Source organism: Saccharomonospora marina XMU15 (assembly GCF_000244955.1).
GTDB lineage: Bacteria > Actinomycetota > Actinomycetes > Mycobacteriales > Pseudonocardiaceae > Saccharomonospora_A > Saccharomonospora_A marina.
Map to the genome: position 1 here is coordinate 4,003,402 of NZ_CM001439.1, position 21,025 is coordinate 4,024,426.

Annotated in this window: 24 protein-coding genes; 7 read left to right on the forward strand and 17 right to left on the reverse strand. The window is 71.3% G+C overall.

Annotated features, from left to right (window positions below):
* Window positions 1–33 precede the first annotated feature (33 nt).
* Window positions 34–576 carry a Trp biosynthesis-associated membrane protein gene (locus tag SACMADRAFT_RS18815; RefSeq protein ID WP_232285432.1) on the reverse strand — a complete coding sequence of 181 codons (543 nt, stop codon included), beginning with the start codon at window positions 574–576 and terminating at the stop codon, window positions 34–36.
* A 47-nt stretch (window positions 577–623) separates the two neighbouring features.
* The gene (locus SACMADRAFT_RS18820; protein WP_009155425.1) at window positions 624–2,174 is read right to left on the reverse strand and encodes an anthranilate synthase component I; all 1,551 of its coding nucleotides are present in this window, start codon (window positions 2,172–2,174) and stop codon (window positions 624–626) included.
* 93 nt (window positions 2,175–2,267) lie between these two features.
* Between SACMADRAFT_RS18820 and SACMADRAFT_RS18825 the strand changes: the two genes are divergently transcribed.
* Complete coding sequence (locus SACMADRAFT_RS18825) at window positions 2,268–2,891, forward strand: TetR/AcrR family transcriptional regulator (RefSeq protein ID WP_009155426.1); 624 nt, start codon at window positions 2,268–2,270, stop codon at window positions 2,889–2,891.
* Here the strand turns inward: SACMADRAFT_RS18825 and hisI are convergent.
* A complete protein-coding gene (gene hisI, locus SACMADRAFT_RS18830) occupies window positions 2,858–3,259 on the reverse strand; it encodes a phosphoribosyl-AMP cyclohydrolase (RefSeq protein ID WP_009155427.1) in 402 nt (133 codons plus the stop codon). The two genes, SACMADRAFT_RS18825 and hisI, sit on opposite strands and share 34 nt — an antisense overlap.
* A complete protein-coding gene (gene hisF, locus SACMADRAFT_RS18835) occupies window positions 3,256–4,029 on the reverse strand; it encodes an imidazole glycerol phosphate synthase subunit HisF (protein WP_009155428.1) in 774 nt (257 codons plus the stop codon). The genes hisI and hisF overlap by 4 nt, the downstream gene beginning before the upstream one ends.
* A gap of 289 nt (window positions 4,030–4,318) precedes the next feature.
* On the opposite strand from hisF, the gene SACMADRAFT_RS18840 reads away from it, so the two are divergent.
* Both SACMADRAFT_RS18840 and SACMADRAFT_RS18845 read left to right on the forward strand, forming a co-directional pair.
* The gene (locus SACMADRAFT_RS18840; protein WP_009155429.1) at window positions 4,319–6,070 is read left to right on the forward strand and encodes a hypothetical protein; all 1,752 of its coding nucleotides are present in this window, start codon (window positions 4,319–4,321) and stop codon (window positions 6,068–6,070) included.
* A gap of 118 nt (window positions 6,071–6,188) precedes the next feature.
* Window positions 6,189–6,593 (forward strand): PPOX class F420-dependent oxidoreductase, encoded by a 405-nt coding sequence (locus SACMADRAFT_RS18845; protein WP_009155430.1) that lies wholly within the window; start codon window positions 6,189–6,191, stop codon window positions 6,591–6,593.
* A 23-nt stretch (window positions 6,594–6,616) separates the two neighbouring features.
* On the opposite strand, the gene priA is transcribed toward SACMADRAFT_RS18845, so the two are convergent.
* From priA to SACMADRAFT_RS18875, 6 genes are read right to left on the reverse strand one after another with little or no spacing between them, the layout of a single operon-like run.
* Complete coding sequence (gene priA / locus SACMADRAFT_RS18850) at window positions 6,617–7,357, reverse strand: bifunctional 1-(5-phosphoribosyl)-5-((5-phosphoribosylamino)methylideneamino)imidazole-4-carboxamide isomerase/phosphoribosylanthranilate isomerase PriA (RefSeq protein WP_009155431.1); 741 nt, start codon at window positions 7,355–7,357, stop codon at window positions 6,617–6,619.
* Window positions 7,358–7,414: 57 nt separating this feature from the next.
* Window positions 7,415–8,044 (reverse strand): imidazole glycerol phosphate synthase subunit HisH, encoded by a 630-nt coding sequence (gene hisH, locus SACMADRAFT_RS18855; RefSeq protein WP_009155432.1) that lies wholly within the window; start codon window positions 8,042–8,044, stop codon window positions 7,415–7,417.
* A 10-nt stretch (window positions 8,045–8,054) separates the two neighbouring features.
* Window positions 8,055–9,236, reverse strand: coding sequence for an MFS transporter (locus SACMADRAFT_RS18860; RefSeq protein WP_009155433.1), 1,182 nt, complete (start codon window positions 9,234–9,236; stop codon window positions 8,055–8,057).
* Between the two features lie 43 nt (window positions 9,237–9,279).
* Entirely contained in the window at window positions 9,280–10,287 is a 1,008-nt protein-coding gene (locus tag SACMADRAFT_RS18865; protein ID WP_009155434.1) for a PHP domain-containing protein, read from the reverse strand.
* A 3-nt stretch (window positions 10,288–10,290) separates the two neighbouring features.
* A complete protein-coding gene (locus SACMADRAFT_RS18870; RefSeq protein ID WP_040925774.1) occupies window positions 10,291–10,791 on the reverse strand; it encodes a metallophosphoesterase family protein in 501 nt (166 codons plus the stop codon).
* A 16-nt stretch (window positions 10,792–10,807) separates the two neighbouring features.
* Window positions 10,808–11,059, reverse strand: a complete 252-nt coding sequence (locus tag SACMADRAFT_RS18875; protein ID WP_009155436.1) for a hypothetical protein — start codon at window positions 11,057–11,059, stop codon at window positions 10,808–10,810.
* 271 nt (window positions 11,060–11,330) lie between these two features.
* Between SACMADRAFT_RS18875 and SACMADRAFT_RS18880 the strand changes: the two genes are divergently transcribed.
* Both SACMADRAFT_RS18880 and SACMADRAFT_RS18885 read left to right on the forward strand, forming a co-directional pair.
* Window positions 11,331–13,430: a VanW family protein gene (locus SACMADRAFT_RS18880; RefSeq protein WP_009155437.1), complete on the forward strand. Its 2,100-nt coding sequence runs from the start codon at window positions 11,331–11,333 to the stop codon at window positions 13,428–13,430.
* A gap of 104 nt (window positions 13,431–13,534) precedes the next feature.
* Complete coding sequence (locus tag SACMADRAFT_RS18885) at window positions 13,535–13,723, forward strand: DUF5302 domain-containing protein (RefSeq protein WP_009155438.1); 189 nt, start codon at window positions 13,535–13,537, stop codon at window positions 13,721–13,723.
* Window positions 13,724–13,788: 65 nt separating this feature from the next.
* Here SACMADRAFT_RS18885 and SACMADRAFT_RS18890 read toward each other — a convergent pair whose 3' ends face one another.
* Complete coding sequence (locus SACMADRAFT_RS18890; RefSeq protein ID WP_009155439.1) at window positions 13,789–14,868, reverse strand: Glu/Leu/Phe/Val family dehydrogenase; 1,080 nt, start codon at window positions 14,866–14,868, stop codon at window positions 13,789–13,791.
* 173 nt (window positions 14,869–15,041) lie between these two features.
* Here SACMADRAFT_RS18890 and SACMADRAFT_RS18895 point away from each other — a divergent pair, with 173 nt between their 5' ends.
* Complete coding sequence (locus SACMADRAFT_RS18895) at window positions 15,042–15,788, forward strand: alpha/beta fold hydrolase (protein WP_009155440.1); 747 nt, start codon at window positions 15,042–15,044, stop codon at window positions 15,786–15,788.
* 12 nt (window positions 15,789–15,800) lie between these two features.
* On the opposite strand, the gene SACMADRAFT_RS18900 is transcribed toward SACMADRAFT_RS18895, so the two are convergent.
* On the reverse strand, window positions 15,801–16,964 hold the full coding sequence (locus SACMADRAFT_RS18900; protein ID WP_009155441.1) for an aminotransferase class V-fold PLP-dependent enzyme: 1,164 nt from the start codon (window positions 16,962–16,964) through the stop codon (window positions 15,801–15,803).
* Complete coding sequence (locus SACMADRAFT_RS18905; RefSeq protein WP_009155442.1) at window positions 16,961–17,788, reverse strand: tryptophan 2,3-dioxygenase; 828 nt, start codon at window positions 17,786–17,788, stop codon at window positions 16,961–16,963. The genes SACMADRAFT_RS18900 and SACMADRAFT_RS18905 overlap by 4 nt, the downstream gene beginning before the upstream one ends.
* An 18-nt stretch (window positions 17,789–17,806) precedes the next feature.
* On the opposite strand from SACMADRAFT_RS18905, the gene SACMADRAFT_RS18910 reads away from it, so the two are divergent.
* Complete coding sequence (locus SACMADRAFT_RS18910; RefSeq protein WP_009155443.1) at window positions 17,807–18,478, forward strand: creatininase family protein; 672 nt, start codon at window positions 17,807–17,809, stop codon at window positions 18,476–18,478.
* A gap of 81 nt (window positions 18,479–18,559) precedes the next feature.
* Here SACMADRAFT_RS18910 and SACMADRAFT_RS18915 read toward each other — a convergent pair whose 3' ends face one another.
* From SACMADRAFT_RS18915 to SACMADRAFT_RS18930, 4 genes are read right to left on the reverse strand one after another with little or no spacing between them, the layout of a single operon-like run.
* A complete protein-coding gene (locus tag SACMADRAFT_RS18915; RefSeq protein WP_009155444.1) occupies window positions 18,560–19,378 on the reverse strand; it encodes a hypothetical protein in 819 nt (272 codons plus the stop codon).
* Window positions 19,379–19,405: 27 nt separating this feature from the next.
* The gene (locus SACMADRAFT_RS18920; RefSeq protein ID WP_009155445.1) at window positions 19,406–19,834 is read right to left on the reverse strand and encodes a hypothetical protein; all 429 of its coding nucleotides are present in this window, start codon (window positions 19,832–19,834) and stop codon (window positions 19,406–19,408) included.
* The gene (locus SACMADRAFT_RS18925; RefSeq protein WP_009155446.1) at window positions 19,831–20,376 is read right to left on the reverse strand and encodes a hypothetical protein; all 546 of its coding nucleotides are present in this window, start codon (window positions 20,374–20,376) and stop codon (window positions 19,831–19,833) included. Before SACMADRAFT_RS18925 ends, SACMADRAFT_RS18920 begins: the two co-directional genes overlap by 4 nt.
* Window positions 20,358–20,825: a hypothetical protein gene (locus SACMADRAFT_RS18930; RefSeq protein ID WP_009155447.1), complete on the reverse strand. Its 468-nt coding sequence runs from the start codon at window positions 20,823–20,825 to the stop codon at window positions 20,358–20,360. The genes SACMADRAFT_RS18925 and SACMADRAFT_RS18930 overlap by 19 nt, the downstream gene beginning before the upstream one ends.
* Window positions 20,826–21,025 lie beyond the last annotated feature (200 nt).

Consider the following 21,025-nt stretch of genomic DNA (forward strand, 5'->3'; position numbering starts at 1 on the left):
TTGCCTTGCCCACCAGTGAAAAAGCCGCCGCTGTTAACTCCTCGTGGTCGGATCATCGCCGTCGGAAAGGGCCTGCCACAGGTCCGGCCGCGAATCCTGGCGCTCACGTCGCCCTCCCGGCGCGGAATACCTGGCCCCCATTCGGGGCAGCAGCCCGCCACGCCAGGCGAGCACCGCGCCCGCACCGCCGAGCAGCACCACGCCCGCGACAGCCACGGCAGGGCCGAGCAAGGTCCTCGCCGGTTCGCCGGGTCCTTCCCCGTACCCGGGAGCCCAGCCGCTCGACGAGATCCGCTGCGCACCGTTGAGTGCCGCGTCCAGCACCGCGTAAAGCGCCCACGCCGCCACCGCGAGAACGAGCACACCGAACACCCGACGTAGCCAACCTCCGGTAGCCAGCGTGGCGGCGACCGCCGCGAGCGCGAACAGCGCCAGCGGTGTCAGCGCGGTGAGCGACTGCCCGCCGGTGACGTCGTCGGCGAGCCTGCCGTTCCTGGTCAGCCCGCGCGGCACGTCGAGCCAGGGCAGCCCGCTCGATGCCCACAGCGCCACCGCGGCAACCACCAGCGCGCCCACTACGATCCACAGTAGACGCTTGTCGGTCGCGGTCGGTGCAGGCTGAGTCACGGGATCTCACGTGGCCGCGCCGGGCTCATGGTGCCAGCGGCGGCCACCGCCGACAGCACCGTACGCGCCTTGTTCAGCGACTCGTTGTCCTCGTACTCGGCCTGCGAGTCGGCGACCACACCACCGCCCGCCTGCACGTAGGCGGTGCCGTCGCGCATCAGCGCGGTGCGGATGGCGATGGCGGTGTCCGCGTCGCCCGCGAAGTCGAGGTAGCCCACGACCCCGCCGTAGAGCCCCCTGCGGGTGGGCTCCAGCTCCTCGATGAGTTCCATCGCCCGCACCTTCGGCGCCCCTGACAGCGTTCCCGCCGGAAAGCACGCGAGCACGGCGTCGAACGCGGTCCTGCCTTCGGCCAGTTCCCCGGTCACCGTCGAGACGAGGTGCATCACGTGGCTGTAGCGCTCGACGGAGAAGAAGTCGACCACGTGCACCGTGCCGGGCTTGCAGACCTTACCGAGATCGTTGCGGCCGAGATCGACGAGCATGAGGTGCTCGGCGCGCTCCTTGTCGTCACTGAGCAGGTCCTTGGCCAGCTGCGCGTCCTCGTCCGGGTCGGCCCCACGCCAGCGGGTACCCGCGATCGGGTGGGTCGTGGCCCTGCCGTCGCGCACGGTCACCAGCGACTCGGGGCTGGAGCCGACGATGTCGAAGCCGTCCAGCCGCAGCAGGTACATGTACGGGCTCGGGTTGGAGGTACGCAGCACGCGGTACACGTCGAGGGCGTCGGCGCCGGTGCGCATCTCGAACCGCTGCGACGGCACGATCTGGAACGCCTCGCCCGCGTGGATGGCTTCCCGCGCCGCTTCGACGGCGGCATGGAAGTCCGCCTTCGCGCGGCGCCTGGTGAACTCGGGCTCGGGCCGGTCGAACACCGCGTTGGTGGCGGGCGCCGGAGCGGCGAGCTGCGCGGTCATCTGCTCCAGCCGTTGGACCGCGGCCTCGTAGGCGGCATCCACCCGTTCCGGGGAGTCGTCCCAGTTGACGGCGTTGGCGATGAGCGTGACCGTGCCCTCGTGGTGGTCGTAGGCGGCCAGGTCGGTCGCCAGCAACATCGTCAGCTCGGGGATGTCGATGTCCTTCTCCGCCAGTTCGGGCAGCCGTTCCAGCCAGCGGACGGAGTCGTAGCCGATGTAGCCGACCATCCCGCCGGTCAGCGGCGGCATGCCCGGCAGCGGCTCGGTGTGGAGCATGGCGATCGTCTCGCGCAGGACCGTCAGCGGGTCGCCCTCGGTCGGCAGCCCGGCCACCGGCGTGCCGGTCCACACGGCCCTGCCGTCGCGCACGGTCAGCGCGGCCGGGCTACGCACTCCCACGAACGACCAACGCGACCAGGACTGCCCGTTCTCGGCGGACTCGAGCAGGAAGGTGTTCGGCCGCGTTCCGGCAAGCTTGCGGTAGAGCCCCACCGGAGTGTCGGCGTCGGCGAGCAGTCGCCGCACGACCGGAATCACCCGCCGGTCCGTCGCCAGCGCGCGGAACTCCTCGAGACCGGGGCTCACCGCGCCGAGGCCGGTGGCGCCCTCGGCGAGGGAATGGGCAGTCACCATGTGCTCATTGTGCCGCCGGTGGTGACACCTCGTGCCCTCGGGGCGAATTCGTCAAACGTCGAATCAAATCCGGGAGTGCTGCATGATGGAGGAGTGACTTCCGCCAAGGACGCTACCCCCACCAAGCGGCGCGGCCGCCGCCCTGCCGGGGAGGACACCAGGGCGGCGCTGCTCGAAGCGGCGAGAACGGTGTTCGCGGAGGGCGGCTACGACGGCGCCACCGTGCGCGCCATCGCAGCGAGGGCGGGCGTGGACGCCGCGATGGTGAACCACTGGTTCGGCGGCAAGGAAGGCCTGTTCGCGCAGGCCGTACTGCAGGTGCCGTTCGACTTCCGCGACGTGCTCGACGAGGTGACCGCCGACGGGCCGCAGCACCTGGGCCGCAACATCGTGCGCGCCTTCGTCACCCGCTGGGACGGCGCGGGCGGCGAGGTGTTCACAGCACTGGTGCGCAGCGTCACCGCGCGCGAGGAGGCGTTGCACCTGCTCAAGGAGACCCTGGTCAGCAGGATCTTCGCGGGGATCACCAGCGCGGCCGGGAGCGACCAGGCCGAACTGCGGGCGGGGTTGTGCGCCAGCCAGGTGATCGGGCTGGGCATGGCGCGCTACGTCGCCAGGATGGAGCCGCTGGCGAGCGCGGACATCGACACCCTCGTGGAGACCATCGCGCCCACCCTGCAGCGCTACCTCACCGGCGACATCGGCTTCCCCGGCTGACGCGCGCCCGGCTCCTCGTCGCGCAGCAGTACCCGGTCCTCGGCGTCGAAGCAGGTGGTGGTGCCGGTGTGGCAGGCGGGCCCGGTCTGCTCCACCCGCACCAGCAACGTGTCGGCGTCGCAGTCGATCCTGACCTCCCGCACGTGCTGGGTGTGGCCCGAGGTCTCGCCCTTGACCCACAGCCGGTTCCTGCTCCGCGAGAAGTACGTGGCCCTGCGCGTGGTGAGCGTGGCGTGCAGCGCCTCGTCGTTCATCCACGCCACCATCAGTACTTCCGAGGTGGCGTGCTCCACCACCACGGCACACACCAGGCCGTCGGCGGTGCGCTTGAGCCGCTCGGCGATCGCGGGATCGAGCCCACCGCTCACCGAACCTCCACCCCTCCCGCGCGCAGCGCGTCCTTCACCTGGCCGATCTTGAGTTCGCCGAAGTGGAACACGCTCGCCGCGAGCACGGCGTCGGCTCCCGCGCGCACCGCGGGCAGGAAGTGCTCGGGTGCGCCCGCGCCGCCGCTGGCGATCAGCGGCACCCGCACCGCCGCCCGCACCAGCCGGATCAGCTCCAGGTCGAAGCCCCGCTTCGTGCCGTCGGCGTCCATGGAGTTCAGCAGGATCTCCCCGACCCCCAGTTCCTCGCCGCGCGCGGCCCACTCCACCGCGTCGATCCCGGTGCCGTTGCGCCCGCCGTGGGTGGTCACCTCGAAACCGGACCCGGTCGGCGTGCCGCCCTGCGGCACCCTCCTGGCGTCCACCGACAGCACCACACACTGCGCCCCGAACCGCCGGGAAGCCTCCCGCAGCAGTTCCGGGCGCGCGATCGCGGCGGTGTTCAGGCTCACCTTGTCGGCGCCCGCGCGAAGCAGCCGGTCGATGTCGTCGGTGCTGCGGACTCCCCCGCCGACCGTCAGCGGGATGAACACCTGCTCCGCGGTGCGGCGCACCACCTCGTAGGTGGTCTCGCGGTCGCCGGAGGATGCGGTGACGTCGAGGAAGGTCAACTCGTCCGCGCCTTCGGCGTCGTAGGCGCGGGCCAGCTCGACGGGATCGCCCGCGTCGCGCAGATCGGTGAAGTTGACGCCCTTGACCACCCTGCCCGCGTCGACGTCAAGACACGGGATGACCCTCACTGCGACGGACATGCGTCAAGCGTACGGCCGAACGGGACGGCCGCCGCGCCGCCGGGCCCGGCCGGCGCCACCGGGCGAGGGGTCCCGTATGATCTCGCGGCTGTAGGCAGCCCCGGAGGCCGGGCCACGTGTCGGTTCCTCGCCTGCGCGGCACCTGCTTCAGGTCCCGCAGCCGGGGACCGCGGCCGGGACCCAGCACCGCCCCCACCGCGGTCGACCGGCTTCGTCCCGACGGAAGGCACATGACCATGCGTGGCGTGGCCAGACGGAGCTCGCGGCCCAGATTCTCTAGGGTGTCTTCATGACACTCGTCTCGGTGGGGGAAGCGGCCGCGGTCGATTCCGCACGGCAGGAGCCGGTCGCCTGCCCGCGAGCTCGGCGGCTGCGCCGGCTACGCAGGCTGGCGCCTGCCGCGTCGGTGGCCGCGGGGACCGCACTCATCGGGACTCACGGGTCGGTGTACGGCAACTGGCTCATCGACGACGCCGCGATCTCGTTCGCCTACTCGCGCAGTATCGCCCAGGGCCTCGGCCCCGTGGTGCAGGCGGGCGCCGAGCCGGTGGAGGGGTTCTCCAATCCGACTTGGACGGTGCTGCTCGCGCTTGCCCGGCTGGTCGGGCTGTTCGACCGCGGCACGCTGTTCGGGGTTCCCGACTACGTGCTGCTTCCCAAGGCGCTGGCGTTGCTGTGCTGCGCGGGCATCCTCGCCGCCTGCTACGTCGCCGCCGCCAGGATCACCCGACGGCCGTGGCTGGCCACGATCGCCGTCGGCGCGATACTCGCGGCGATCCCTTCGTTCGTCATCTGGACGTTCTCCGGCCTCGAGAACTCGCTGTACGCGTTGATCGTCGGCTGGCAGGCGGTGCTGGTCTTCCGTGCGGTGCTTGACAACCGGCTGCTCGCCTGGAAGGTCGCGCTCTCGGCCGGTGTGCTCGCCGCACTGGCCGCACTGACCAGGCCGGAAGGGCTGATCTACGCGGGGGTCTACCCACTGGTGGTGCTCGGCAGCCTGCGCAGGCCGCTGCTGTGGCAGAGCGTGCGGCGAATCCTGCTGTCGACCGCGGCGTTCGCGGTGCCGGTCGGCGGGTATGTGGCGTGGCGCTACGCCACCTTCGGGCAGTTGCTGTCCAGCCCGTCGGTGGCGAAGGGGCAGGACATCCCGGCGCTTGAAGACATGGCCAGGCCGGGTGAACTGGTCGAGTACGCCGGTGCCCCTGCTGTGCTGGTGGTGGTAGCGCTGTTGGGGATGTTGCTGGCGAAGGCGCCGTGGTGGCGGCGGGGCCTGCTGGCGCTGCTGGTCCCGCTGGGCCTGGCGCTGCTGGCGTATGCCGTGCTGGAACCGGACTGGATGAGCCAGTACCGGTTCGCCACGCCGATCTGGGTGCTGGGCGCGCTGATCGCCACGCTGTCGGCCATCGAGGTGTTCACCAGGATCGGCCGCAGAGGGCGGGCCTGGCTGTCGGTGGGCCTGATCGCGGCGCTGCTGCCGTCGGCGGCCTCGTTCACCAGCCACGCTCAGGAGTTCCGTACCAAACCGAACATCTCGGCCTGCTACGTGGCCGACCGGTTCGGCCGCGTCTTCAACGCCTACGCCGACATCCTCGGACTGCGGCAGGCGTCGCTGCTCATTCCCGACCTCGGCGGTTCGGCTCTCACCAGCAGGCTGCGGCTGATCGACATGGCGGGCCTGACCCACGACCGGTTCGCCGAACTCGCCCGCGACCACGACAAGCCGGGCCAGCGCGACTACGTCTACGGCGAGGCGCGCCCGACATTCATCCACATCCGCGAGCCGTGGAGCAGCGGCACCGGGCTGGCCGCCGACCCGAGGCTGGAGCGCGACTACCACCCGATCCACTTCGACATCTACCAGGGTGCCCCGCACGGGGACTGGGTTCGCAAGGATGCCGTCACCGACGACGCGGCGCTGGCCAGGCTGCGTTCCTACGCCGACACCACCACCACGCGGGTGGAGCAGTCCGGCGCGGCCTGGCCCCGCCGCCACTGCGGAGCGACGCTTCGCCCCGGCCAGTCAACGATCCCGCAACCCTGACCACCCGCGAGTCCCCCGCTCCTGCCCGCGAGTCCCCCGCTCCTGCCTGCGAGTCCCGCGGTGCGATTCGCGCACCCGCACGCGGGCACGCCTTCGGGCGCCCGGCTAGCCTGGCCGCATGCGAGCGGAGCTGGACAGGCTGGCCGAGGAACCGTACGTGCTGCTGACCACCTTCCGCGCCGGCGGTGAGGCAGTCCCCACCCCGGTGTGGGTGGCGCGCATGGACTCCGAACTCGTGGTGTGGACCGAGCGCAAGGCGGGCAAGGTCAAGCGCGTCCGGCGAAACCCGGCGGTGGAGCTGGTGGCGTGCGACTTCAGGGGGCGCAACACCAAGGGAGCGACGGTCACCGGCACCGCGAGGGTGCTGGCCGACGAGGACAGCGAACGGGTCCGGCGAGCCATCGCCCGCAAGTACGGCGTGGTGGGCAGGGTGTCGATGTTCCTGTCCCGGCTGCGGGGCGGGCGGCAACGCACGGTCGGCCTTGCCGTCACCCTCGACGGCGTGACCGGTCAGCAGCGCTGAGCCGCAACCAACCTCAGCCAGCCTCAACCAGCCCGCGAGACCGCGGCCAGCGCATCGGGGAGCGTGAACGCGCCCGCGTAGAGCGCCTTGCCCACGATCGCACCCTCGACGCCGTCGGACTCCAGCGTCGCCAGTGCACGCAGGTCGTCCAGGCTGGAGACACCACCGGAGGCGATCACCGCCGCGTCGGTGCGCGCCGTGACCTCACGCAGCAGCTCCAGGTTCGGGCCGCCCAGCGTGCCGTCCTTGCTGACGTCGGTCACCACGTAGCGCTGGGCACCGTCGCGGTCGAGGCGCTCGAGCACCTCCCACAGGTCACCCCCGTCGCTGGTCCAGCCCCTCGCGGCGAGCCGGTGCCCTTCGCCGGTGATGCGCACGTCGAGTCCGATCGCCACCCGGTCGCCGTAGGCGGCGAGCACCTTCGCGCACCAGTACGGGTCCTCCAAGGCCGCGGTGCCCAGGTTGACCCTGCGCGCCCCGGTGGCCAGCGCGGCCCGCAGCGAGTCGTCGTCGCGGATGCCACCGGACAGCTCGACGTCCACATCGAGCTTGCCGACGACCTCGGCCAGCAGTTCCCGGTTGCTGCCCTTGCCGAAGGCCGCGTCGAGATCGACCAGATGGACCCACTCCGCGCCGTCGCGCTGCCAGGCCAACGCGGCGTCGAGCGGGGAGCCGTAGGAGGTCTCGGTCCCGGCCTCGCCGCGCACCAGGCGAACGGCTTGGCCATCGGCGACATCGACTGCGGGAAGGAGGGTCAGGGTCACCGGGCCACTATAGGAAGCGGCTCCCGCCTCACCGAGCGGAGGGTGCCACGCGGCTGCTCACAGCGTGCCCAGCCAGTTGGCCAGCAACCGCGCGCCCGCGTCGCCCGACTTCTCCGGGTGGAACTGAGTGGCACACAACGGGCCGTTCTCCACCGCCGCGACGAAGTCCTCGCCGTGGTGCGCCAGCGTCACCTTCGGCTGCCCGCCGGGCAGTCCGGAGACCAGTTCCCAGCGCCGCACGGCGTAGGAGTGTACGAAGTAGAACCGGGCATCCGGGTCGATCCCCTCGAACAGCCGCGAGCCCGGCGCCACCTTGACGGTGTTCCAACCCATGTGGGGCAGCACGTCGGCGTGCAACCGCTCGACCGTGCCCGGCCACTCACCGAGCCCCTTGGCCTCGACGCCGTGCTCGACGCCGCGTTCGAACAGCACCTGCATCCCGACGCAGATGCCGAGCACCGGCCTGCCACCCGCCAACCGGGTGCCGACGATCTTGTCGCCGCCGACGGCCAGCACCCCCTCCATGCAGGCGGCGAACGCGCCGACACCGGGCACCACCAGCCCGTCCGCCTCGAGCGCGGCATGCGCGTCGGAGGTGACCTCGACATCGGCGCCCGCACGTCGCAGGGCACGCTCGGCGGAACGCAGGTTCCCGGAACCGTAGTCAAGGATCACGACCTGAGGCACGGTGTCCAGCCTAACCGCCGTCGCGGGCGCGCCACGCCACGGGCAACAGCACGAACGCGGCCACCGCCAGCACCCCGAACGCCACGGGAAAGCCGACCTGCGCCGCCACCGCGCCGACGGCCACGGCGCCGAGGCCCTGGCCCGCGTCGAAGGCCACGTTCCACGCGACACTCGCGGTGCCCGCAGAGGTACGCGCGAACATCGCCACCAGCGCGTCGTTCTGCACGACGCCGAACGCGGCGCCGAACAGACCGACCGCGGCCACCGCGAGCACGGGGTGAGCCGTCAACACCGCGATACCGAGCAGGCCGAGCCCGCAGGCCAGCAGCGCGCCCGGCAGCATCCGGCCGGGGCCACCACGCCGGTCGCCCACATGCCCTGCCAACCAGCGAGCCAGCATCCCGGCGCCGGGCACCGCGAACAGCGCCACCGCCGCCACGGGCGCGGACAGCATCAGCGGCAGGAACGTCGCCAGCGCCCCGAACCCGGTCGAGGCCGCAAGCATCGGCAACCACGGCCGCCACACCGCCGCGGTCACCTGCCTCGCGCCGTGCGGCCCGCCGTCGCCGGCGTGCCGCCGCGCAGGCCGGGCGGCGGGCAGGGCGAGCGTGGGCAGGATCGCGGCCAGCGGGATCGCGGTGGCCAGCACGAACACCGGCACGAATCCCCAACTCTGCGCGATGCCGGTGCCGATGGGCAGCCCGAGCAGTTGCGGCAGGCCGACGGCCAGCCCGTACAGCCCCGACCCGCGCGCGAGCGAGCCCGCGGGCAGCAACTCGGCGATCAGGGCGCTGCCGCAGACGGTGAGCAGGCCGAACCCGAGTCCACGGACCAGGGAGATGCCGAGTATCGCCGCGGGAGCCGTGCCCACCGCCAGCAGCGGTGACGGCAGGCCGAGCAGCAGGATCCCAGCCAGCAGGCCCGCACGGTAGCCGTACCGCCGGACGAAGGCGGGGACCGCGAACTGCGCGAGCACGGTGGCGGCCATGAACACACCGGTGGCCGCGCCCGCGGTCACCTCGCCCGCGCCCTGCCGTACCGCCCACAGCGGGACCACGGGCAGCAGCAGCGCGTAGCCGGTGAAGGCGCCAGCCGACGCCACCAGCATCAGTCGGAAGGACCGGTTCGCCAGCGGTGAGGCGGATTCCTCGCCCGCGCGGATCGCGGAGCGCAGCATGGGCACGAACCACATCTAGTACGCCCGTACCTATCTTGTCCAGTCGCCGCCGGTCGTCTCAGTGTCCGGACGCCCAGGCGACGAGTTCGTCGGCGGGAAGGGTGTTGACCACGTCGGCGGGCCGGACCCCGCACTCGGTGGCGCGGGCACAGCCGTAGGGCAGCCAACCCAGCTGGCCAGGCGCGTGCGCGTCGCTGTCGATGGCGAACCGGCAGCCCAGCTCGCGGGCAAGGCGCAGCAGCCGCCTCGGCGGGTCGAGGCGTTCCGGCCGGGAGTTGATCTCGACGGCGACGTCGTTGTCGCGGCAGGCGGAGAACACCGCCGTCGCGTCGAACCGCGACTGCGGCCTGCCACGGCCCTTCACCAGCCTGCCGGTGCAGTGGCCGAGAATGTTGACCCTCGGGTCGGCCACCGCGGTGAGCATCCGCCGCGTCATCTCCGGCTCGGGCATGCGTAACTGGGAGTGCACGCTGGCGACGACCACGTCGAGTTCGGCCAGCAGCTCGGGGTCCTGGTCCAGCGTGCCGTCGGGCAGGATGTCCACCTCGATGCCGGTGAGCACCCGCAGCGGCGCGAGTGTGGGGTTGAGTTCGGCGATCACTTCCAGCTGCCCGCGCAGCCGCTCGGCGGAAAGGCCACGCGCGACGGTCAGCCGCGGCGAGTGGTCGGTGAGCACGAGGTACTCGTGCCCGAGCTCGCGGGCGGCCAGCGCCATCTCCTCGATCGAGCTGCCACCGTCGGAGTAGTCCGAATGCGTGTGGCAGTCACCGCGCAGCGCGCGCAGCAGCTCCCCGCCGTCGGGCAGGTCCGGCGCGCCGCGCGTGGTCACCTCGGTGAGGTAGGCGGGTTCGCGGCCTGCCACGGCGTCGGTCACGACGCCCGCGGTGGTGGCGCCGATGCCGGGCAGTTCGGTGAGCGTCGCGTCCCGCACCCGCCGCGCCAGCTCGTCGGCGGGCAGGGCCGCGATCACGGCGGCCGCCCTGCGGAAGGCGCGCACGCGGTAGGTGGGAGCCCCCGCCCGTTCCAGCTGGAGTGCGATCTGCCGCAGTACACCTACCGGGTCCACGACTCAGCCCGCCGGTAGCCGGTGCAGCTCGACACCAGACAGTTCGCCGTCCGCGACGCTCGCGGTCAGGTAGGTGTGGTGTGGTTGCCGTCGCCGGTCGGTGGGCGAACCGGGATTGAGCAGCCGCAGGCCGCCCGCCGTGACGCTGTCCCACGGAATGTGGCTGTGGCCGAAGACGAGCACGTCGGCGCCGGGGAAGCGGCGCTCGCAGCGCTGTTCACGGCCCTTGGCCGGGCCCGTCTCGTGCACCACGGCCAGCCGCAGCCCGGCCAACTCCGCCTCGGCGACCTCGGGCAGCCGCGCCCGCAGCGCCGGACCGTCGTTGTTGCCGTACACGGCGAGCAGCGTGCGCGAGCGGGCCCGCACGCGGTCCAGCAGCGACTCGCTGACCCAGTCGCCCGCGTGCACGACGAGGTCGGCGGTGTCCACCTCCCGCCACACCCGGGAGGGCAGGTCCTTCGCGCGCCGTGGCACGTGCGTGTCGGACATGATGAGCAGCCGCACACCCGCCCCTTTCGATTCAGCCACCCAGGTTGGAGACCGAGACCCGCAGCCCCGCCGCCAGTTCGTCGAGTTCGCGCGCGGACGGCTCGTGATCGAGCAGCCGGTCGCGTAGCTCGTCGCGGGAGGCGACGACCAGCGCACCAGCGTATCGCGGCGACTGCAGGTCCGGGCCGCCGAGCAGGTGCACCCTGCCCTCCAGCAGCACCAGGCTGGCATCGGGTAGATCGCTGTCGAGCAGCGACCTGACGTCGTCACCGGTGATGCTCATGGTTCGTCACGCTCCTTGGTCGGGATCGGCCGGTCGCCGACCGGATACCCCGACCTGCGCGACAGAATGAGCCGAACCGACACTTTCGGCCGCGATCGGTACCGGTTCGTGCCCGGTTGCGTCCGGTTCGTTCGGGTTCGGTCCGCTTTCGGTCCGGTTCGCCTCCGCCCGGGCGGGCCGGGACGGGGGGCTGGTGCACGGAGTGTCGGAGCCGCCACGTATCTTTTCCGCGGAGTCCTGGCCCGTCGTCGCCAGACGTGGAGGGGTTGTCTTGCCGCAGGATCGCCAGTGGCCCGAGTCGCACAGCGAGCAGACCGACGTGCTGCCTGTCGTACCGCCTCATCCGGAAGGCGGCGCCGAGCAGCACGGTAACGAGCACGCTCAGCACGGCAACGAGACCACGCAACACATCCCACAGACTCCCCCAGGCCCCACCGCGCAGAGCGCGACCACGCAGGACCAGGCCACTCAGCACTTCACGCCGCAGGGCCAAGCGCCGCAGGGTCAAGCGCCGCAGAGCCACCCGACGCAGAACTTCTCGGGGCAGAACTTCTCGGCGCAGGACTATCCGACGCAGAACTTCGCCGCGGCGGACTCACCCACGCGCGACCTGCGGCCGGTCGGCGAGGCCGCGCAGGCCACCCAGGCCACACCTGCCGCTCGGGCAGCTCAGGCACTCAAGGAGTGGCTGCGCGGCAAGCCTGCGCTGGTCACCGGCGCGGTGCTCGGTGCTCTGGTGCTGATCTACGGCGTCGACCTGCTGGTCACCAACGGCGACGTGCCACGGGGGGTCACGGTGGCGGGAGTCGACGTCGGCGGCCTCAGCCATGCCGAAGCCGAGGACCTGCTGCGTGAGCAACTCGAACCGCGCATGAACCAGCCGGTGACCTTCGTCGCCGGTGACGTGCAGGACCAGTTCGAGCCCGAGCAGGCAGGCCTTCGGCTGGACTGGAAAGCGACCCTCGACCAGGCGGGTGACCAACCACTCAGCCCGTTCACCCGCATCGCCTCCTTCTTCACCACCACCGAGGTCGGCGTGGTGACGCAGGCGGAGCCCAACCAGCTCGAGAACGCGATGGCGGCATTGCGCAACAAGATCGACCGCAAGCCCACCGAGGGCAACATCGTGTTCGAAGGCGCCACGCCGGTACCCGTGGAACCCAAACAGGGCCAGGAACTCGAGGTCGAGCGGGCCAGGGCGACGATCCTGGCGCACTGGGTCTCCGGACAACGGCTCACGCTGCCCGTCAGGTCGACCCCGGTCACCATCACCCCGGAAGCGGTCAACACGGCGATGGAGCAGATCGCCAAGCCCGCCGTGTCGGCGCCGGTGGTCGTGCACGGCGAGGGCGCCGACGGCAGCCTCGAACCCGAGGAGATCGCCGCGGGCCTGTCGTTCGCCGCCGAGAACGGCGCGCTGGTTCCCAAACTCGACCAGAAGAAGATCGTCGCCGGTGTCGAGGAAGAACTGGCGAGCACCGAGCAGGAGGGCAAGGACGCCACGATCGTCTTCGACGGTGGGCAGCCGCGTGTGGAGCCCTCGGTGGACGGCAACCAGATCAACTGGGGCGAAACGCTCAAGCCGCTCGCCGAGGTGCTCAAGAAGCCGGACGGCCGCGAACTCACCGCGCTGTACGAGAAGAAGCCCGCCAAGATGACCACCGAGGACGCCAACAAGCTCGGCATCAAGGAAGTCGTCAGCGAGTTCACCACCGGCGGCTTCGCCGCCGACTCCGGCGTGAACATCCGAAGGGTCGCCGAGCAGGTCAACGGCGCCATCGTCAAGCCGGGCGAGACCTTCAGCCTCAACGGCCACACCGGGCCGCGCACGAAGGCCCAGGGCTACGTCGAGGCAGGCATCATCGACCACGGAGCGCCGGGCAAGGCGGTCGGCGGCGGCATCTCGCAGTTCGCCACCACGCTGTACAACGCCTCCTACTTCGCGGGCATGACCGACGCCGGGCACAAGGAGCACAGCTACTACATCAGCAGGTACCCCGAAGGCAGGGAAGCCACGGTGTTCCAGAACCCCGACGGCTCCAGCGTCATCGACCTGCGGTTCACCAACGACAGCCCGACCGGCGTGGCCATCCAGACCATCTGGACGCCCTCCAGCATCACGGTGCGGATGTGGGGCACCAAGCACTACGACGTCCAGTCGGTCACCGGTGACCGGACCAACTTCGTGCAGCCACAAACCACGGACGGCCCCAAGGAGAACTGCGTGCCCAGCGACGGGGCACCCGGCTTCACCGTCACCGACACCCGCATCATCCGTGACGCGAGCACCGGGGCCGAGATCCGCAGGGAGTCACGCACGGTGAAGTACAACCCGCAGAACAAGATCGTGTGCAAGAAGCGCGACGACTGACCGCCGCGCCGCCTGCTCGAGAATCCGCTGGCCCCGAAGGGCCGCGGCTGCCAGGCTGAGTACGTAGGCGACCACCGGCCGCCGCGATCCTGTGGGAGGCAACCATGACCGAACCGGCACCGTCGGGCGAGGACGAGCACGACGCCGACGTGAAGCGCAAGTTCCGCGAGGCACTGCGGCGCAAGCAGGCCAGGGCCAAGGCGGGTGCCTCCCACGAGAACTTCGGTTCCCGGATCACGCAGGCACACGGCCCTGCCGCGCACAAGCGCGACTTCCGCCGCAAGAGCGGCTGAAACGTCGTCGCAAGCGGCCCCGGGTCCGCCGGTTTCGCGGCCCCGGGGCCACTCGCCCCCTCAGCTCACGAGGACGGCACGAGGATGGAGCGCAGTCTCGGCACCTCGGCCATCCGCCGCTGTGCCAACCGGTCGGCCGCCGTCACCGGCGGCACACCCTCTTCGGAGGCCAGCTCGAACACCGCCTTCGCGGTGTCGTACAACCTGCCCGCCCTTCGCTTGGCGCGCTCGAAGTCGAACCCGTTCAGCTCGTCGCTCACCTGGATCACTCCCCCGGCGTTGACGAGGTAGTCGGGGGCGAACAGGATGCCGCGCTCCTCGAGCAGCTTCTCCACTCCCGCGTGGGCGAGTTGGTTGTTGGCCGCTCCGCACACCACTCGCGCCCGCAGCAGCTGCGCCGCCTGCTCGTCGAGCACCCCACCGAGCGCGCAGGGCGCGAAGACGTCCAGGTCCGCCCGCAGCAACTCGGCGGTGTCGGCGACCACGTCCACCCCCGGATGGGCGGCACGCACCCGGTCGATCGCCTGCTGCGACACGTCGGTGACCACTACCTGCGCGCCTGCCCGAACCAGGTGGTCGACCAGCAGGTGCCCGACCTTGCCGACGCCTGCCACACCGATACGCCTGCCGCGAAGCTGCGGGGTGCCCCAAACGTGCTCCACGCTGGCGAGCATCCCCTGGAAGACCCCGTAGGCCGTCAGCGTGGAGGAGTCACCCGCGCCACCCTCGTCGACAGAGCGCCCCGTGACGAAGCGGGTCTCCCTCGCCACGACGTCCATGTCGGTGACGTAGGTGCCCACGTCGCAGGCGGTGATGTAGCGGCCACCGAGCGACTGCACGAACCGGCCGTAGGCACGCAGCAGCGCTTCGGACTTGTCGGCGCGTGGATCTCCGATGATGACGGCCTTGCCGCCGCCGAGGTCCAGTCCCGCCAGCGCGTTCTTGTACGCCATGCCCTTCGACAACGCGAGCACATCGGTCAGCGCCGCCGCCTCGTCGGCGTAGGGGTAGAACCGGGTGCCGCCCAGTGCGGGCCCCAGAGCGGTCGAGTACACCGCGATGATCGCCTTGAGCCCGGTGCGGGCGTCGGCGCAGAACACAACCTGCTCGTGGCCGCTGTCGCGGCCGAATACACCTTCGGTCACGGTCGTGACTCCTTCGTCGTGCGCATCCGCGTCGGCTTGTGGCCGGGCGAACGCTGCCTGCCGGTGTGCGGCGGCCTGCCACGGAAGGTCGATTCCGAGACGATCAGGCACCGCTGCCGTAACTATCCCAAACGACCTCCCTCGACGGCACCGTGATCGGGCAGGATCGACGCGTGACCGATACCGAACCCGTGCTGTTGCTGCTGCACGGTCTCGGCGCCAACCGCCACGTGTGGCGCGGGCTGGAACGCGAGCTCGCCGACCGCTGGCCGGGCGAATGCGTCGCACCCGACCTTCCCGGGCACGGCGAGGCGCCCGCGCTGAGGCACTACTCGTTCGGCCGGATGGCCGCCGAGGTCGCCGACTCCGTCGCCGGTCGAGACCACGTCGCGGTGCTCGGCCACTCGCTCGGCGGCGCGCTTGCGCTGACGTTGGCGTCGGGCTGGTTCGGCGTGGGTGTCAGCGCGGTGTGCGGGCTCGGCATCAAACTGCGGTGGTCGGCCGAGGAACTGGCCAAGGCGGCGCAGGTCGCCGCCCGGCCGCCGCGGGTACTGCCCGACCGTGCCGAGGCCGCGAACCGCTGGCTACGTGGCGCGGGCCTGACCGGGCTCGTCGACGAGAACGGCCCCGAGGTGGCCGCCGGGATCGCCGAGACCGAAGGCGGCTGGCGGCTCACCGTGGACCAGCGGGCGTTCGGTGTCGGCGCCCCGGACATGACCGGGCTGCTGGCCGCCTGCCGAGCCCGGGTGGTGCTGGCCGCGGGCGAGTCCGACCCGATGTGCCCGGCCGCGCACCTTCGGGAGCACGTTCGCGACCCCGTGGTGCTGACCGGGCTCGGCCACAACGCCCACGTGCAGGATCCCGCAGCGCTGCTACCGCTGCTGGACCGGCTCGGCGAAGCCGCGAAGCAGGCTCGATAGCCGTTTCACGCCTCAGCGCGCTGCGAGCAGGCCCAAGGTGGCGACCGCGGTGTCGAGTTGCTCGTCGGACAGGTAGGGCGCGGGGCCCAGCCGCAGGTACGGGCCCCTGCTGTCGGTGTGCACGCCGTGCGCCGCGAGCGCGCGGCGCAACCCGTCGGCGTCGGCGCAGCGCAACGCCGTGAAGCCACCGAACTCGGTGCGCGGAGTGTCGCTGTCGCGAGCCACCACCTCCGCAGCCAATTCCAGTTCGTCCACCCCGGCGGCGATGCGCTCGTTCTGCCGCAGGTAGTTCTCGCGCAGCCGGGCGGGGGTGAGGCCCTGCTCTGCGAAGAAGTCGAACACCCGGGCGGCGCGGTAGTGACTGGCCGGGTCGTAGGTCGCGCCCGCGAACCGGTCGGCGCCCGTGGGGTAGTCGACGCGCCCGGCACGGGTGGTGTCGGCCAGTTCGGTGAACCCGGCGAACCAGCCGGTGACCACCGGGCGAAGCTCGTCGGCGTGCTCGGGTAGCCGGAGGAAACAGTTGCCCTCGCCGAGTTGCAGGTACTTGTAGCCGCCACCCATGATCCAGGCGGTCCGCAGGCCCTCCTCGGGCACCGAGGTCGGCACCGCGCCCAGCGCGTGGTAGGCGTCGACAACCAACTCCACCGACCGCCGCGCGCACACCGAGGCCAACTCGCCCAGGTTCGGCACGATCCGCGACGTCTCGAACAGCACCTTCGACACCAGCACCGCCGAGGTGCGCCCGTCGACGGCGTCGGCGAGCCGCTGCGCCAGCGTCGGCACCGGCTCGGCGGGCACCTTCACCAACTCGACGCCCTCCTCCGCCAGCCGATCGAGCTGGCGGCGCGCGGAGTGGAACTCGCCCGTCGTGGTCACCAGCCGGGGGCGGCTGCGCAGGTCCAGCGCGGACAGCAGGCGCACCAGCAACTCGTGGGTGCTCGCCGCGAGCGCCAGCCGCGCCCCGGGCTCGCCGAGAAAGCCGCGGAAGCCGTCGCGGACGCGCTCCGCCTTGGCGAACGCCGCCTCCCACTTGGCGTCGACATCCCTGGCGGCGTCGTCGAACGCCTCCAGCAGTCCCTGCCTCGCGACGTCCGGCCACGCCTGGTGCGAGTGGCCGGTGAGCAGCAGCCGGTCGGCGACGCGGAACCGCGAGTAGTGCGCGGCCAGGCCGTTCACAGTCTGCTCCGCACGGCCCACAGGTCGGGGAAGGCGGGCGTGGACACCGTGGTGCGCAGGTAGGCCGCGCCCGAGGAGCCACCCGTCCCCGTCTTGTCACCGATGGTGCGTTCCACCATCTTCACGTGCCGGTACCGCCACTCCTGCAGCCCTTCGTCGAGATCGACCAGGTGCTCGCAGACCGAGGCGGGGCCCGCGTCGTCGCGATACACCTTCAGCAGGACGTCCTGAACGGCGGGTGAGGGGCTCAGCGGCAGGCTCACGTCGCGTTCGGCGGGCACGTCGTAACCGTGCACGCGAAGGTAGGTCAGGAACGAGTCGAACAGCGAGGGCCGCGACATGGCGTCAGCGATCCGTTCCCGCGCCTGGCTGCCGGGAGGGTAGTGCTGGAACACCTTCGGGTCCCGCCTGCCGAGCACGGCCTCCAACTCGCGGAACTGGCCGGACTGGAAGCCGCTCGCGGCGTCCAGCCGGGTTCGGAAGCTGGTGAACTGGCTCGGGGTCATCGTTTCCAGCACGTCGATCTGCGCGACGACGACCTTGAGCACCGTCAGGATGCGGCGAAGCGTGCGCAGCGCGTGCGGGGTGTCGCCGGTTTCCAGCCGCTGCTGCAGGAACGCCAGTTCGTGCAGCAGCTGCTTGAACCACAACTCGTACACCTGGTGGATCACGATGAACAGCAGTTCGTCGTGCTCGCTCGATCTGGGTCGTTGCGCCCCGAGCACCTCGTCGAGCGCGAGGTAGGACGTGTAGGTGAGCGCTGAGTGGTCCGGTGGCGTGGCGTGCTCCGGCACCGCCGCACGCGACTGGTCGCTGCCTGCCATGCTGAGTAGCTTAGGGCCGTGCGTTTCGCAGAGCTGTCCTCGCCGCAGCTGGCCGCACTGCGACGGGGGCCTCGGGTGCCGGTGTCGCTGTTGCCGATCGGGGCGGTGCGGCCGCACGGGCCACACGCACCGCTGGGCACCGACCAGCTCGTCTCGCAGAGCATGTGTGAGCGGGCGGCGGCACGGCTGGCCACCGACGAGCACGTCCGCGTGCTGATCCTGCCCCCGCTCGGCTACGGCGTGACCCGCTGCGCCACCGACGGTGCCGTGGGCATCGGGCAGGAGACGCTGCACTCGCTGATCGTCGATGTCTGCACCGCGCTCGGCGAGCAGGGGCTGCCGCGCGTCGTGCTGGTCGACAACCATTCCGCACCGGAGCAGTTGGCGACGTTGCGGCGCGCAGTGCACACGGTGGCCCTGCGAAGCGGCCAGCACATCGGGCATCTCGATCCGGCCCGGCATCCCGTCGCGCGGCGGCTGCCGGAGCGGTTTCGCGGCGGGCAGTGCCACGCGGGCCGCTGCGAGACCTCGCTCGTGCTGGCCGAACGCCCCGAACTCGTCGACACCGCGCGGCTGCGGGACGCGCCGGACCGCGACGGCTCGCCCGCGGAGGCCACCGGCGCCGAGGGCGAATCGACGTTCGACACGTTGACGACGATGCTCGTCGAGGTGATCCGGGAACTGGTGTGAAGGCGTGGCGCGCTCCGTTGAGGCAGTGCTCGCTCATCACGCCGCTCGCTCATCACGCCGCTCTCGTCACGCCACGCCGGATCAGCGCCGCTCGCGCGCGGCCCGTTCCACCTCGTCGAGGTCCTCGGCGGTGACCAGCCTGCGCTGCGCCGCGCGCCTCGCCACGGCGAACCGCGCGTTGAACAACTTGCCCTCCCGCGCGGCGGTGTAGGGGTCGGCCTCCTCCCCGAACGCGATCCGCGAGATCTTCTTGACGGCCTCGTCCACCCGCCTGGGGTCGGCGAGGTTCCACGCCTGCCCGTCTCGCCAGTGACTGACCCTGCGGTGGATCTCCTGGTGAGTGGGCACTCTCGCCTCGTCGTCCTCGCCCGCCAGCAGCGGCTCGGCCAGCGCGAGCGCGACGAACCACACCTTGGAGTAGCGGGTCAGCGCCTGCGGGGCCTCCTCGGTGACCGGGGTGCCCGCACCGGCGGCGCGGGCAGCCTCCAGTTCGGTGGGCTCGCCTCGGCCTCGGGTCGCGGCCACCAGGAACGTCAGCGCCAGATCGGCCGTGCGCTGCCCGAGCGCTCTGGCCCCGAACACGACGAGCTCGTTCTTGCCGTCATCGAGCACAGTGGACATTCCACGTACCAGGGTGACCCGGCGCGCGCCACCCGGCGCCTCGAACAGGCTGGACAGCATCGCCTCGTTCGCGCCGCGCCAGGTGAGCCGCGCGGCGCCGTCGGAGACAACCACGTCGGCGAGCACCCGCGACACGTGCGGGGCGCAGCCGGGCAGGGCCACCGCGTACCGGCCCGGCTGCCTCGCCGTGCTGTGCGGCGCCCTGCCGAACAGCAGCCGCTCCCCCGAGGTCAGCGCCACCGGGTGCAGTTCGGGCGAACGCATCGTCACTGTCAACATCGGCCTTTCCTCCGGCTCGCTCGCGGTTCACCAGCGCGGGTCCCGTGGTCGCCAGCCCGCGTGGTGGACCGCCGCCCACAGCAGTACCCCCAGCAGTGTCGGCAGCAACGCCAGTGGCACGAAGTGCCGCGCCGCCACCGAGATCAACAGCACCATAACCACCTTCACCGCCAGGTAGGCGTGCACGCCCCACAACTGCCGCAGCCACACCGCCGTGAGGAAACCCAGCGACACCACCGCCTCGGCCAGCGACAGCACCGCCAACCGGGCCGACAGGTCGTCCAGTTCGCTGCCGTGCTCGAACTCGTCGGCGACCAGTGCCACACCGCTGACCATGGCGTAGACATTGGCCAGCGTGAGCACTGTCAGCAGCACCACGACCGGCTTGCCGAGTTCGCGATCGGCTTCGCGGCGCCTCGGGGGCAATCGTGTGCCGCCCGCGTCGTTCGCGGTCATTTCACGTCCTCCACCTTCGTGAAGCCGAGCGGCTCGACGTCCGCACGGGGCAACGGTTCTTCGTAGACGAGTGCGCTGATGCCGGTGCCGACCGTGTACTCCAGATAGGAGCCGGTGGTGGCGTCGCGGCCGTAGTAGGTCTCACACGAGCCCTGCCCGCTGTAGTAGACGCCGTCCATGGCGGGCGCGGGCACCGGCTCGGACTGGGAGCCGCCGCCTTCCCAGCGGTAGGTCGGGGTGAGCGAGGCGCAGTACGACACCGGCAGCCCGGTGAACACGTAGTAGCCGACCAGTTGACCGTTGCCCGCCAGCAGGTACACGTAGGAGAGCTTCTGCGGCTCGTCCCAGGTCTTGATCCAGTAGTTGATCGTCTCCCTCGTCGGGCTGTATCCCATCTGTTCGGCGGGCTGTGCGCTGGTGAGCCGGTCGTAGCCGCTCTGCTGCCTTGCGCGCTCGTGGTCCTGCGCGGTGTCGCTGGTGCAACCTGCCGCGAACAGCAGCGCCACCACTGCGACGAGTGCCCTCACCTTCGCGGTGCGCATGAGGTCTCCTCCTCGATGTCGAGCCGGCGGGGCAGCCCCAGGTCACGGAACCTGCCCGTGGTGGCCGCCTTGCGCGCGTCGGCGTTGTACTCGTGAATGGCCGAGGCCCTGCTGGAACGCAGGGCGGTGAGCGTGGTCCGGATCTGCTGCACGCGCCGCTGATCCGCGCCGGGCAGTTCCGCCTGCAGCTGCGCGATGGTGCTTTCCTTGCTCTGGACGGCCGCGCACAGGTCGAAGAAGTGTTCGTAGGCCGCGATGCGGTAGTCACCACCCGCCTCGACGCGCTCGCGTTGCGCCTGCTGGCCACGCAACTCGGCGGTAGTGGCGGAGAACCATCCCCAGCCGAACGTCCACATCAGAGCCAGCGCCAGCACGGTCACGACGGTGACCGCGCCGAGCCCGACCACCGTCGCGCTGAGCCGCCAGCCGTGCCGCATCGCCGCTGTCACCGCCGCCACCCCCTTCGGGGCCGGTGGGGGACCGCCCCACCGTTGCGCACGACCACCTTCGAGCTACCCGGCTCGCGGTGCCACCGCGGCCGTGCCGGTGACACCGCACGCACGAGCGTGCGTACCGCCGGTCGCCATCGTCGCTGTTTCGAATTCATCCGCCGCTCCTTGTCGTCACGGCAGAGACGATCGCGCGGCGG